General features: G+C 60.6%; 9 protein-coding genes. 2 read left to right on the top strand and 7 right to left on the bottom strand.

The features are described from left to right. Nucleotides 1–111: 111 nt before the first annotated feature. Nucleotides 112–3729, top strand: a complete 3618-nt coding sequence (locus tag NTU39_RS26685; RefSeq protein ID WP_257958920.1) for an indolepyruvate ferredoxin oxidoreductase family protein — start codon at nucleotides 112–114, stop codon at nucleotides 3727–3729. A gap of 154 nt (nucleotides 3730–3883) precedes the next feature. On the opposite strand, the gene NTU39_RS26680 is transcribed toward NTU39_RS26685, so the two are convergent. From NTU39_RS26680 to NTU39_RS26670, 3 genes are all read right to left on the bottom strand, one after another. Further along, entirely contained in the window at nucleotides 3884–4993 is a 1110-nt protein-coding gene (locus NTU39_RS26680) for an MFS transporter (RefSeq protein WP_246184534.1), read from the bottom strand. Between the two features lie 83 nt (nucleotides 4994–5076). After that, nucleotides 5077–6663, bottom strand: coding sequence for a carbamoyltransferase C-terminal domain-containing protein (locus tag NTU39_RS26675; protein ID WP_257958919.1), 1587 nt, complete (start codon nucleotides 6661–6663; stop codon nucleotides 5077–5079). Next, on the bottom strand, nucleotides 6660–7715 hold the full coding sequence (locus NTU39_RS26670; protein ID WP_150663713.1) for a SagB/ThcOx family dehydrogenase: 1056 nt from the start codon (nucleotides 7713–7715) through the stop codon (nucleotides 6660–6662). The genes NTU39_RS26675 and NTU39_RS26670 overlap by 4 nt, the downstream gene beginning before the upstream one ends. Nucleotides 7716–8177: 462 nt before the next feature. Between NTU39_RS26670 and trpS the strand changes: the two genes are divergently transcribed. Continuing rightward, a complete protein-coding gene (gene trpS / locus NTU39_RS26665) occupies nucleotides 8178–9218 on the top strand; it encodes a tryptophan--tRNA ligase (RefSeq protein ID WP_039394173.1) in 1041 nt (346 codons plus the stop codon). A gap of 81 nt (nucleotides 9219–9299) precedes the next feature. On the opposite strand, the gene NTU39_RS26660 is transcribed toward trpS, so the two are convergent. The 4 genes from NTU39_RS26660 to NTU39_RS26645 form a co-directional block, all read right to left on the bottom strand. After that, the gene (locus NTU39_RS26660; RefSeq protein WP_257958917.1) at nucleotides 9300–9632 is read right to left on the bottom strand and encodes a hypothetical protein; all 333 of its coding nucleotides are present in this window, start codon (nucleotides 9630–9632) and stop codon (nucleotides 9300–9302) included. Between the two features lie 55 nt (nucleotides 9633–9687). After that, nucleotides 9688–11016 (bottom strand): hypothetical protein, encoded by a 1329-nt coding sequence (locus NTU39_RS26655; RefSeq protein WP_257958916.1) that lies wholly within the window; start codon nucleotides 11014–11016, stop codon nucleotides 9688–9690. A gap of 42 nt (nucleotides 11017–11058) precedes the next feature. Further along, nucleotides 11059–12297 carry a metal-dependent hydrolase family protein gene (locus tag NTU39_RS26650; RefSeq protein WP_257958914.1) on the bottom strand — a complete coding sequence of 413 codons (1239 nt, stop codon included), beginning with the start codon at nucleotides 12295–12297 and terminating at the stop codon, nucleotides 11059–11061. 64 nt (nucleotides 12298–12361) lie between these two features. Continuing rightward, the gene (locus NTU39_RS26645; RefSeq protein ID WP_150663710.1) at nucleotides 12362–13651 is read right to left on the bottom strand and encodes an MFS transporter; all 1290 of its coding nucleotides are present in this window, start codon (nucleotides 13649–13651) and stop codon (nucleotides 12362–12364) included. Nucleotides 13652–13689 lie beyond the last annotated feature (38 nt).

Below are 13689 nucleotides of genomic sequence, written 5' to 3'. Positions count from 1 at the left end.
CGCTATGCGCAAAGGCGTCGAGACGAACAGAACAAATGTCCCCGAAGCACCGCTGGCGAGTCGGTACACCGATGACGTTGCCAGCCGGACGCGGGGATCAGGAGATACCCGATGAATGCCCCCATGCGCGCCGCTCTTGCGACGCCCACGGCCAACCCCCTGGCCCATCCCGATTACCAGCTCTCCGACGCGCTCACCGCGCGTAGCGGTCAGATTTTCCTGACCGGTACGCAGGCGCTGGTGCGCATCCTACTGATGCAACACCAGCTCGACGCCGCACGCGGCCTGAACACGGCTGGCTTTATCAGCGGCTATCGCGGCTCGCCGCTGGGCGGTGTGGACCAGCAACTGTGGAAGGCGAAGAAGCTGCTCGACGCGGCGAGCGTCAAGTTCCTGCCTGCGATCAACGAGGAACTGGGTGGCACGGCCGTGATGGGCACGCAGCGCGTCGAAGCGGACCCCGAGCGCACCGTCGAAGGCGTGTTCGGCATGTGGTACGGCAAGGGCCCCGGCGTGGACCGCGCGGGCGATGCGCTCAAGCACGGCAACGCATACGGCGCATCGCGTCATGGCGGCGTGCTCGTGGTGGCGGGCGACGATCACGGTTGCGTGTCGTCGTCTATGCCGCACCAGAGCGACTTCACGATGATGTCGTGGAGCATGCCGGTGCTCAATCCGGCCGATATCGGCGAACTGGTCGAGTTCGGTCTGTACGGCTACGCGCTGTCGCGATTCTCCGGTGCTTGGGCGGGCCTCAAGGCCATCTCCGAGACGGTCGAGTCGCGTGGCACCGTCGATCTGGACAAGATCCGCACCGACTGGGCCGAGCCGCTCGACTACGTGGCACCGGCGGGCGGTCTGCACAATCGCTGGCCCGATCTGCCGAGTCTGGCGCTCGAAGCGCGTCTTGCGGACAAGCTCGACGCCGTGCGCGCCTTCTCGCGCGTGAACAGCATCGACAAGTGGATTGCTCCGGCACCCGACGCCGACATCGGCATCGTGACCTGCGGCAAGGCGCATCTGGATCTGATGGAGACGCTGCGCCGTCTGGACATCACCGTCGACGACCTCGCGGCGGCCGGTGTGCGCATTTACAAGGTGGGGCTGTCGTTCCCGCTGGACATGTCTCGTCTGGACACCTTCGTCGCCGGACTGAAGGAAATCCTCGTGATCGAGGAGAAGGGCCCGGTCGTCGAGCAGCAGATCAAGCAGTACCTGTACAACCGCACCACGGGCACGCGTCCCGTCGTGCTCGGCAAGACCGACGCCGAAGGCCGTACGCTGCTCTCCGCGCTGGGCGAGCTGCGTCCGTCGCGCGTGCTGCCGGTGTTTGCCGACTGGCTGGCGAAGCATCGTCCGACGCTGGACCGACGCGCGCGCGTGGTCGATCTCGTCGCGCATGACATCCTGTCGAATGCGGCCGACGGCGTGCGTCGCGTGCCGTACTTCTGTTCGGGCTGCCCGCACAACACGTCGACGAAGGTGCCCGAGGGGTCCATCGCGCAGGCGGGCATCGGCTGTCACTTCATGGCGTCGTGGATGGATCGCGACACAACCGGGCTGATCCAGATGGGTGGCGAGGGCGTGGACTGGGCGGCGCATTCGCACTTCACGAAGCGTGCGCACGTCTTCCAGAATCTGGGCGACGGCACGTACTTCCACTCGGGGCTGCTGGCGATTCGTCAGGCGGTCGCGTCGAAGGCGAACATCACCTACAAGATCCTCTACAACGATGCCGTGGCGATGACGGGTGGACAGCCGGTCGACGGCTCCATTTCCGTGCCGCAGATCGCGCGTCAGGTGGAAGCCGAAGGCATTGCCAAGCTGGTCGTGGTGAGCGACGAGCCGGAGAAGTACATCGGCCACGAAGGGCAATTCCCGAAGGGCACGACGTTCCATCACCGCAGCGAACTCGACGCCGTGCAGCGCGAACTGCGTGAGATTCCTGGCGCGACCGTGCTGATCTACGACCAGACGTGTGCGGCCGAGAAGCGTCGCCGTCGCAAGAAAAACGAATTCCCGAATCCGGATCGACGTCTGTTCATCAACGAAGCCGTTTGTGAGGGCTGCGGCGATTGCGGCGTGGCGTCGAACTGCCTGTCGGTCGAACCGGTGGAAACGGCGATGGGGCGCAAGCGTCGCATCGATCAGTCGTCGTGCAACAAGGACTTCTCCTGCGTGAACGGCTTCTGCCCGAGCTTTGTTTCGGTCAAGGGCGCGCAGTTGAAGAAGGCGCTGGCCGCAGCATTCGATCAGGCCGCTTTCGAGGGACGTCTGAACGCGCTGCCGCAGCCGGTGGCGCTCGCGGGCGATGCCCCGTTCGACATCATGGTCACGGGCGTGGGCGGCACGGGCGTGGTGACGATCGGCGCGCTGATCACGATGGCCGCGCATCTGGAAGGCAAGAGCGCGTCGGTGCTCGACTTCATGGGCTTCGCGCAGAAGGGTGGTGCGGTGCTGTCGTTCGTGCGGTTCGCGAACACGCCGCAAGCGCTCAATCAGGTGCGTATCGACACGCAGCAGGCCGACGTGCTGCTCGCGTGCGACATGGTGGTGGGCGCGAGTGCCGATGCGTTGCAGACGGTGCGCCGCGACCGCACGCGCGTGGTCGTCAACACGCACGCCATTCCGAATGCGACCTTCGTGCAGAACCCGGACGCGAATCTACACGCGGGGGCGCTGCTGGAGAAGATGCGTCACGCGGCAGGCAACGACAAGCTCGACGCTTGCGACGCGCAAGCCCTCGCACAGCGCTTCCTCGGCGACACGATGGGTTCGAACATCATCATGCTCGGCTATGCGTGGCAACTGGGTCTGGTGCCGGTCTCGCTGCATGCGCTGCAACGCGCCATCGAACTGAACAACGTGGCTGTGCCGATGAACCATCTGGCGCTGGCGATCGGTCGTCTTGCCGCAGGCGATCCTGCTGCGCTGACGGAAACGACCGCCAAGGCGACGCACGCGCCGATGCATGCACCGGTTGCCGACGACATGACGTTCGACGCGCTCGTCGCACATCGTGTGGACTTGCTGACGCAGTACCAGAGCGCGGCATACGCCTCGCAATTCACGGGGTTCGTGAAGCTGGTGGTCGATGCGGAAACGCGTGTGGCCGGTGCGCCGGGACGTCTGTCGCGTGCCGTGGCTCAGCAGCTCTCGCGTCTCATGGCCTACAAGGACGAGTATGAAGTGGCGCGTCTGTACGCTGCCACGACGTTCACCGATGCGTTGGGTGAGGCGTTCGAAGGCAAGCCGGGCAGCGACTTCCGTCTGGAATTCCACATGGCGCCGCCGCTCATCGCGCGTGGCAAGGACGGCGGTGTACCGAAGAAGGTGACGATCGGACCGTGGCTCTGGCCGGTGCTGCGCGGCATGGCGAAGCTGCGTGGTCTGCGCGGCGGCGCGCTCGACGTCTTCGGCTACACGCTGGAGCGTCGCATGGAGCGTCAGCTGATCGCCGACTATCGCACGACGATGGAGCGCGTGCTGGCCGGTCTCTCGGCCGACACGCTGGCCGACGCGATTGCGCTGGCCGAAGCCCCGGCGAAGATCCGTGGTTACGGGCACGTGAAGCTGGCGAACCTGGCGATGGCCAAGCGCGTGGAAGCGACGATTGCGGGCCGTCTGGGCGTGACGCCGGCCACCGGCGACGCCGTCGAACAGGCCCTCGCTCACGCGCGCAGCAGCGGGAAGTCGCTTAAGGGCATTCCGGTGGTGACGTCGCGGTAAGTAGCAGAATTTTTTTCGCTGTTCGCAGCAGGAATGATTTGGTTTGAGACGAAAACGACGGTGGAGCAAGCGACACGATTCGCTGTTCCATCGTCGTTTTTTTGTTGGTCGCGCCGCTAACTCCAGTGACAATCGGCGAGTTTAGGGAAGCGGCTCAGTGGATCGACGGAGAACGTGAGACCGGGACCATTCGTGCAAATATCCCAAGGCCAATGGCGGTCATGCCTGAGCACAAGAAAACAAACTCAACGCTAGTCACGTTTGATAGAGCGCCCCCGAGCAGAGGCGCGACGATCATCAGAAGCAATTGGAGGCTTCTGCCCGTAGACGTGACCGTTCCCAATACTTCGCGCGGACAATATTGTTGGAACATGAGCATCACCAACATAACCCCCAGTCCATACCCGAATCCGTTGCCGATCCATAACGAGAACATCGCAAAGACGGGCACTTCGGTTTGTGCGAACACCATTGCTGCGGGCGTCAGTACGGTTAAGCCGAAGAGTATCGACGACACAGTTAACAGAGTGGTCGGAGAACATCTCTTGATTGCGCTTTTGAAGGCCAGTGAGCCAATGATGGCACCCGCTGCGGTACATCCCACGATGCTGCCAAAAGTGCCGTCGGGATAACCCCTCGCCTTGAGAAACAGGGCTAGCAAAGCGTCGTAAAAGCCCAAAACGAATGCCTGGCAAAGCGTAATTGTGAATACGCGTCGTAGAAGGGGGTGGTCCCGCAGTACGGTATGGAACACTGCCCACACAGGACGTCCGTGGATGTTGACTCTGACCGGCTTCGTGGACACTTCGCGGCCTGGAAGCAGAACGACACCCGCAAGTCCAAGTGCAGCGGACAGTGCGAATCCTGGCAAATGCCATGCTGCTAGCATCGCCGCAACGAGTGGTGCGAAGAGCTTGGCCATCTGGTCGATCAAGGTAACCTTGCTAGTGTTTCCGGCAAGCGCATCATTGGAAAGCAAGCGGCGAAACAACTGCTGTTCGGCTGGGCCGGGAACCAGATTGGCTAGCCCTTTCATCGCCACGCAAATCAGGAATAGTTGAAGTGTGGGTGCGAGCAAAAGGGCTATCGCGGTGACCGCGCGAACGACATAGCTCCAACGAAGCATGACCCAGGGACAATGACGGTCAACGAAGGCACCGATCCATGGACCGGCGAGAACGCCAGGAACTCCGTAAAACGTCATGGCTAGTCCAATGACTACAGCATCGGCATCCCAGCGAAATGCGAGACTCTCGAAAATCAATGTGAAGTCTATCCATAGGATCGACGCTCCAACCGCGCGGGACGCTAGCAGACGAGAATAGCTCTGTGCGCGAGAGGTGTGTTTCAAGGCTGATCTCTAGGTGTCAATGGCGCATCCTGCTTACGCATGTAAAGGCTTCTTCCGACGACGAAGCCGTCTAACCCGACGTCCAAAGCAAAGCGGGCTAGATCCGACGCTCTGTTGATGAATCCTGTTCCATTGAAATTCAGCGACGTGTTGCAAAGGACGCCAAACCCCGAAAGTTTGCGAAATTCGCAAAGAACTTCATGAAGCGCGGGGTTTTGTTCAATCGATAACGTTTGGACCCGGGCTGAGCCATCAACGTGGGTGACTGCGGGCAGGTGAGTACCCAATACGCGCCGGAAGTGGAGCATATAAGGACTTGGCGTAGCAGGAAGGAAGTGTTCGGAGACCTCTTCCTCGCGGCAAATGGGAGCAATTGGCCGGAATCCTTCACGTCGCTTCAGCCGATTAATTCTTTCGAGCGTCCCCCGATTCGATGGGCTGGCGAGAATTGAGCGATTTCCCAGTGCACGTGGTCCGATTTCCGCGTTTCCGTTTGCCCATCCGAGGATCGCGCCGGCATGAAGATGTTTGGCTATCTCACATGGAGTAGCGGGAGTCAGATGGAAGTCTGCATGCTCTAGTTCATCCAGAACGAAGGCGGGGCCGGAATATACAGACCACTTTATCTTGGCCGAACCAGTCAAATGAAACTGTGCGTCTGCAGCCGTGCCGATGGCGGAACCGCTATCGTTCGCACAAGGAGGAACAAATACGTCCGAGAACATTCCGGAATCTTCCAAAGCAGAATTCCATTCACAGTTCAGGCCGCATCCGCCAGAAATCAGTAAAGGTGCGCGTTGTATTACACAGTCGCGAATTGCAGATTCGAAGTGCTTGTAGATTGCATCGGAAATAAGGCGCGCCAATCGCTTTCCTGCATTCGACGTCACTCCGCAATTGTGCTGCGAGAATTCCTGAAAATCGGCTTTTACAAACTTTGGGATCTCATCGGGGCGCGATAGCAACACATCGACCAACCGTTGCTCTTCCGGGGTCGGGTTGATGTGATCGCAGTAGGCCGCCAGTGCCATTAGTTTTCCTGCGTCGGATAATCTCACTGCACCAGGCTGTAGTTTGAAGGACGGGTCCATAAGGCCGTAAGCGAACGCATATCGAATTCCCGGTCCCCACATGACATCGCGTAGCAACTGAATATTCAGTGCCTCATCCACGTGATAGAAGCGGCCGATATGGCCCTCCCATACCAACGCATAACACGCGGTTCCTTGAGGAAAAGGTGAAAGGGCGTATGCGCACATAATGTGCGACCGCTCGTGCGACGAAGAGAACAGCGTGGTTGACTGATCGAAAATGGTTACTGCTGTAGCGGGGGGCACTTGAAGCCCAATGTATCCGCTGCCAATCGATCTTGAGACACCTCCTCTCTTTTCCTCCCATCCGCTGATAGCGATGACGTCGGGAGCGGAACTCACCTCCTGCAACGCGCCAACCATCGACGATGGATCAAGTGCCGCATATCGGGCCGCAGAGTCTTTTTCAGCTTCGTGCGAGAACTGCAGAACCCCATCTCTGACAAATGCCGAGCAGCCATCGTGTCCCGGTTTGAACGAGAGAATTTTCATTGACTTTTCCTCTCGGAGAAATGTTTCATCGCCTCAATCGCATCGCGCGCGACTGCACCTTCGCCGTAGCCGGCACCCAGAAAAAAGAGGGCCGACTCTTTCACGCCATCGACCGCGAGAAGTGCGTTGACGTCAGTATCGATAAAGTAGCCGGTGACCCATGACTGGATGCCTAGTGCCGTCGATACCAATTGAAATGTTTGCGCTAGGCATCCCACATCCATTAGGGCAACACGGTAAGCGCGTGAGTGGGGGTATTTCCACCAAAGCTTGTCGAAGCGAGAGGTCACGAACACCCCATACGCTAGCTCTTTTGCAACCGTCTGGCCGCAGAGCAATCGGCAAACCGTATCGACACTCGGCGCATCTCCGACGTAGGAGAGCTCGTGGCGGATTGATCGATAGTGGTATACGCCGGGTGAAAGCCCGGAGACGTTGAGCGCGACGAGAAATGGTTCGCTGGGCTGCATGGATCCGCCAGAAGGCGAGGTGCGCCGATAGCCGACAGAGCGCATTCCTAACTGGGACAGGTCCATGCGCGAGCTTCCATGGACGGCACCGAATGTTGCCCACAGCGTATCTGCCACATCCTGAAGCGATACGGGACGGTTAATGAAGGCGCGGCAGGTGTATCGTGCCTTCAATGTTGTATCCAAATCCGCGCCGTCGATGTTGCGCGGGGCTGGGAGCGCCGTAATCGTTCCGCCGCGAAGTACTTCGTTGTCGGGAATCTTGTCGGATACAGAAGTGCAGTGCTCGATGTATCCCAAGTATGGAATTGCTTCCGGGACTTGTTCGCTCCTGGGTACCTGTGTGCCCACGTGGAACATCCTAGACAAGCAGTCCCATCCCCATGCTTTGGGGTCGGATGTGGATAGCAGGCCTGCCTCGGTTATCTCGGTATCGATTGCGTCGTCGCGACGTTCGGAGCCTGTAGCCAATTCGAGAAGTCTCGTCACATGCGCAGTGTCGACCTGATACTGCTTGTGATTTTGGTAGTCCCAGAGAACGAGTCGCCCGTCTAGAATTTTCAAGAACAATGTGGGTGTCATTGGTATATCTGTGCCTGAGACCGGACGCCGGGCCCAGCGTCCGTTGCAAGGTCTAATGCTTAGCTGTTCTTGGCCGGTGCAGTGTGCGGCGTGTTGTAGGCATCATTGGACTGGTTGGACAACGTGGGTTCGATCTGAATGAGTTGCATCTGGTTTTCTCCGTTAAGTGAGTTTTCCCGGTGCAGATGGCACTCGGGAGGCCGAATTCCGATATCCGTCGCCGGACGCCGCTATTCGATTTGAACGCCTCCTTTCTGTACTCGCGAACGTGTCTGGTTAAGCCCATCTGGCGTCGGAAGGGACCAATTTCTTGTTCGTTTTCGGCCTTCGTCCCCCAGCTTTTTATGGGGCCGCCGCTGCTGAGGCAGTCGCCATGTCATTGGGTTGCGGGAAGGGGTTTCTGTACCGTCATCGGGCCGACGCGCTACCATTCGGGAACGACGCTTGATTACGGAGAGGAAAATGAGTGTTTCGAAGGCGCCTGCGGATCGCAAGGTGATCCTCACGGGTGACCGTCCGACGGGCCCGCTGCATCTGGGCCACTACGTCGGTAGTCTCAAGAACCGTGTTGCGTATCAACACGAGTACAAGCAATTCATTCTGGTCGCCGACGCTCAGGCGCTCACCGACAACACCGACGACGAAGGCAAGGGCCGCGACAAGGTCCATCGCAACGTCTCCGAGGTGGCGCTCGACTATCTGGCCGTCGGCATCGACCCGGACGTCACGACCATCTGCGTGCAGACCTGGCTGCCCGAACTGACCGAGCTCACGTTCTACTACCTGAATCTGGTCACGGTCGCGCGTCTGGAGCGCAACCCGACCGTGAAGCAGGAAATCTCCCTGCGCAACTTCGAGCGCGACATTCCGGCCGGTTTCCTAACGTATCCCGTGAGCCAGGCAGCGGACATCACCGCGTTTCGCGCCACGCTCGTCCCCGTGGGCGAAGACCAGTTGCCGATGATCGAGCAGACGAACGAAATCGCACGTCGTCTCAATCGCATGGCCGGTCGCGAGATCCTCACCGAAGCCAAGGCCCTCGTGCCGCCGATCGGGCGTCTGCCGGGCATCGACGGCAAAGCGAAGATGAGCAAGTCGCTCGGCAACGTCATCAACATTTCCTCCTCGCCGGACGAAATCCGCGCGGCCGTGAAGAAGTGCTACACCGACCCGCTGCACCTGAAGGTCGAAGACCCGGGGCATCTGGAAGGCAACGTCGCATTCGCCTATCTCGACGCCTTCGACGAAGACAAGGAAGGCCTGCAAGCGCTCAAGGATCACTACGTGCGCGGCGGTCTGGCCGACTCGAAGGTGAAGGCGCGTCTGGAAGAGCGGCTGCAGGAAATGCTGCGTCCGATGCGCGAGCGTCGCGAGGAATACGCGAAGAATCCCGACTATGTGTGGGACATGCTGCGCGCAGGCACCGAACGCGCCCGCGAGACGGTCTCGCAGACGCTCGACGACGTACGCTCGGTATTCGTCACGCCGGGCTGGAAGAAGTGAGTCACGCGTTGCGCGTCGATAACTGACGTGTGACGCATCGGCCCCCGGAGGATTGGAGATGTCTCCAATGCCCGGGGGCCGTTATTTTTGGTCCATACCTAATGCTGTCTGGCAGCGCTCGATCTCCGCTCGAAAGTCTGCGCGGGATGTCGTGCGCGCGCTTTCTTTGAGTGACGAGTCGCCTCGACTCATCAGGTGCTGAGCCCGTGCTTCGAGTCGGTTAAGTATCTGCAACGCGTAGTCCTGACTCGCAAGAAGCTGCTTGACCTGAGCCATTTGCAGCCGCAGTTGATTGTTGCGGTACGACAGCGTCCCACGTCTGACGATTGAGGCCGCTGTTGGTCCTGCGGTGCCTGGCAGCGAACACGTTGCGTATTGATGAGGAGGCGGGTTCTGGTTGGAAATCTCTGGCATGACGTCGCTTATCCAAAAGGTAAAACGGTGAGTGAAACGGACGGCAGCGTTGCGATCAAACTGACGCGTGTGCCATCGCGTCGTTGAGACGATCGATCTCGCTCATGAGGTCCTTGTGTTTGCCTGCGGCAAGCCCAATCTGGGTGCCGCAATATCTGATCCTTCGATTCATCATTTCCTCTTCGCGCTCGCACACGGCGTCCTGTTGTTCTCTAATTCGCAAGTTCATCGATCCGTAGAGATTCCGCACTTTCACGATGCACGACGACATATCGTCCCAACCTCGATTACGCGGGTAGGCGACAAGGGTGAACACGCTGTTGACGAGACTGAGACCGCTGAGAAGCCCTGACGCGATTTTCAGCGCGACACCGATGATCACGAGTGCCGGAAACATCTGCGGCAGCAATATCGTCGCGACGATGAGCGTGGCCGACAGCACGAAAAGGCCGACAAGAATGGCGATTCTTAGCTTCCATCGACGTCGTTCAGGCGGCATGGCGGCCGAGGCCTGATGCAGCGCGTTGTCGATGATCGGCCGCATCTTGTCCAGCGCGCGTCCTGCCCTTCGAGTGGCAACGGCGAGCCGTTGCGCTTTGATCAGATCCTCGTCTTTTGGCAGATCGCCGGTTGCCGTGTCGTTGCTGTATTGCAGTGACTCGAACGGAATCGGAGCGCTTCGCGCTTCCACACACCGAACGGCGAGTAATGTCGCCAGGATGTCATTCACGGCATGTTCGAAGTGATAGAAGACCGTGAAGGCAGCGGTGGCATTGAGGGTGAGCCCATTGCACGCAGGAAGGGTCTTTTGTGAGCCGATCGTTCGCCATGAGCCCCACGGCACCTGGCGCGAACGGTAGATGCGCGAGATTGCTTTTTCCAGACCTTTGATCAAAGGTTCGATGGCGACGAGACCGTCGCCGTAATGGCGTGAGGCCGCGCTCACGCGCTCGACGAGTGCGTTGATCGGCGCAAATTCCTTCGACAGCGGTACGTCGTCGGCATCGACCTTCACCATGCTCTCGATCTCGTTCCACGCGTTGCTGATCGCGCGTAGCCCGTCGGTAATAGACGTTCGGAGCGTCTCCAGCGAATGCGCTTCACAGGCCTCCTCCAATGACATGACGTTTTGCTGCGTGACGCTGACGATCCAGTCACCGACGAAGGACCGCGAGGCGTTGCTTCTCGTGCTGGACGTCGAAAGCTGGCGCAGGAAGGACGGTGGTATGGGCTGCGGTTTGGGCGTCAGAACGATTGTCATGGGGGGACCTTGTTCTTTACGTTTATGAGATGAGACTAGACCCCCAACTTGCGTGCCGCTTTTACTTTTTGCTCTGGTGTCGGGCTGGCGCGTGCGTCGAAAGCAAAAACGCCGCGACATCATGCCCGTCGCGGCGTTTTTTGTTCCTACGAAGCGGTCATGCGATTACGGTTGCTTCGCGACCTTGCCGTCCTTGAAGACCCAGCGAATGGCCTCGCCCTGACCTGTCAGCACATCGATCGATTCGAGCGGATTCCCATCGACGACCAGCACGTCGGCGAGCGCGCCCGGCGCGATCACGCCCAGCTCACCTGCGCGATTCAGAATTTCCGCGCCGATCACCGTTGCCGAGCGCAGCGTGTCGGCTGCGCCCAGCACGTCGGCGCGAATCGTCAGTTCGTCGGACTGATACTTGTGCATGTCGCCGAGCAGGTCCGAGCCGAAGCCCATTTTCACGCCAGCATCACGGTAGATCGCGAGCGATTCGCGACCGGCGCGTTGCACGCTTTCCACCTTGGCGACGGATTCCGGCGGCAGGCCCAGCGATTCACCGTCTTTGGCGAGGGCGTCGTAGGTGACGAGCGTCGGCACCACGTAAGCGCCTTTCTCGGCCATGAGCTTCGCCGTCTCGGCGTCGCACAGATTGCCGTGCTCGATGGTGCGCACGCCGCAACGCACAGCGCGCGCGATGGCCTTCGGCGTGTACGCGTGCGCCATCACGTAAGTCTGTGCCGCTTCCGCTTCCGCTACGGCCGCGCGGATTTCGTCTTCCGAGTACTGCGTGTTGGCGATGGGATCGACCGGCGAAGCAACGCCACCCGATGCCATCAGCTTGATCTGCGTTGCGCCCTTCTGAATCTCTTCGCGCACAGCGAGACGAATCGGGTCGACGCCGTCGACCACGCGGCCGATGGCGCCCGCACGAAACGCGCACGAGCACGGCTCGAGCACGTCGCTGCGCGGACGGAAGTCGCCGTGGCCGCCGGTCTGCGACAACGCCTTGCCCGACGGGAAAATTCGCGGGCCCGGGATCACGCCTTGTTCAATGGCCTGTTGCAGCGCCCAGTCGGCACCGCCTGCGTCGCGCACGGTGGTGAAGCCGCGGTTGAGCATGCCTTGCATGATCGGCAGGGACTTGAGCACGGTCAGCACGTTCGGCTGGCTCGCGTTGGTGCCGAGGTTCGGATGCGAGGCGAGCACGTGCACGTGGCAGTCGATCATGCCGGGCATGACGGTCTTGCCGGTGACGTCGATCACCGTGGCGTCGGCGATGTCGAGCGGCGTGGCGCTCACCGCCGTAATGCGATTGCCAACGATGGCCACATCGTGTCGTTCGAGCAGGCGGCCAGTGGCTGCGTCGAGCACATTGCCGCCGCGAAGCAAAGTAGCGGTCGTAGAGGACATGGGGGAATTCCTTGGAAAAAGCACAAGGCGCGCCGGGTCAGGGCGCGCCTTGTTTAGGGGAAACTCAGACCTTGCCGGTCTTTGGCAGCGGCTTGACGAAGCACGTGCCGACCAGACTGATGGCGGCAGCCACGATCACATAGATCGCCGGGGCCATGTTGCTGCCCGTGCGGGCAATCAGCCACGTGATGATCAGCGCAGCGAAGCCGCCGAAGATCGTCACCGCGAAGTTGTACGCCACCGACAGGCCGGTCGAGAGCACCTTCGCCGGGAACAGCTCGGAGAACGCGGCGAGAATCGGGCCGGTGTAGCAGGCGATCAGCAGGCCGAACACGATCTGGAACGTGAGCAGCGATTGCAGACCCGGCGACACGTTCAGGTACGTGAACATCGGCCAGGCGAGCACCAAAATCAGAAGTGCCGAACCTGTCAGGAAGGGGCGACGGCCGAGACGGTCCGCCAGACGTCCCACGACCGGAGCGAACACGAGGATCATCGCGCCGCCGACCATGCCGGCGGTGAAGCCGTTCGACGCGGGCAGATGCAGCACGCGCTGGGCATACGTCGGCATGTAGAACAGCAGCACGTAGGTGCAGATCGTCCACAGCACGACCATGGAGAAGCTCGCGAGCGTTTCCTTGGGGTATTGCGAGAAGACGTCGCGCAGCGGCGTGTCGGACTTCTCCGCACTCTGGAACGTCGGCGTTTCTTCGATCTTGTTACGGATGTAGAAACCGACCGGGCCGATCAGCATGCCGACGATGAACGGCACACGCCAGCCCCACGATTCGAGCGACGCCTTGTCGAGTTCGGTCGTCACGAACGTGCCCACGGCCGCACCGAGCAGCACGGCAAAGCCGATGCTCGATTGAATCCATGCCGAGTAGTAAGCGCGTTGATTGGCCGGTGCGTATTCCGTCAGGAATGCCGTTGCACCGCCCATTTCACCGCCAGCGGAGAAGCCTTGCAGCAAACGGGCCAACACGATGATGAGCGGTGCGGCGAGCCCGATCTGGTCGTACGTCGGCGCCAGACCGATCATGGCCGTGCCCGCTGCCATCAACAGGATGGTGAGCGAGAGCGCGGCTTTGCGGCCCACGCGGTCGGAGTAGATGCCGAGCACGATGCCGCCGACCGGGCGCATGAAGAAGCCCACGCCGAAGGTGGCCACGGCCAGCAGGAACGACGAGAGGTCGTCGCCCGTGGGGAAGAACTGCTTCGCGATGATCGCAGCGAAGAAGCTATAGACGGTGAAGTCGAACCATTCAAGCCCGTTGCCGATCACCGTCGCCACGATCGCGTGACGGCGCTGGCGGGCCAGGTTGTCTTGAGGCACTGCGTAGGTCGCCTGCATCTGGGTCTCCCGGAGGATGGGTGGCGTCCGTTGCGTGT

Source organism: Pandoraea commovens, from assembly GCF_024704525.1.
Lineage (GTDB): Bacteria > Pseudomonadota > Gammaproteobacteria > Burkholderiales > Burkholderiaceae > Pandoraea > Pandoraea commovens.
The sequence above is the reverse complement of the archived record's forward strand: the minus strand, read 5'-3'. Positions and strand labels throughout refer to the sequence as shown.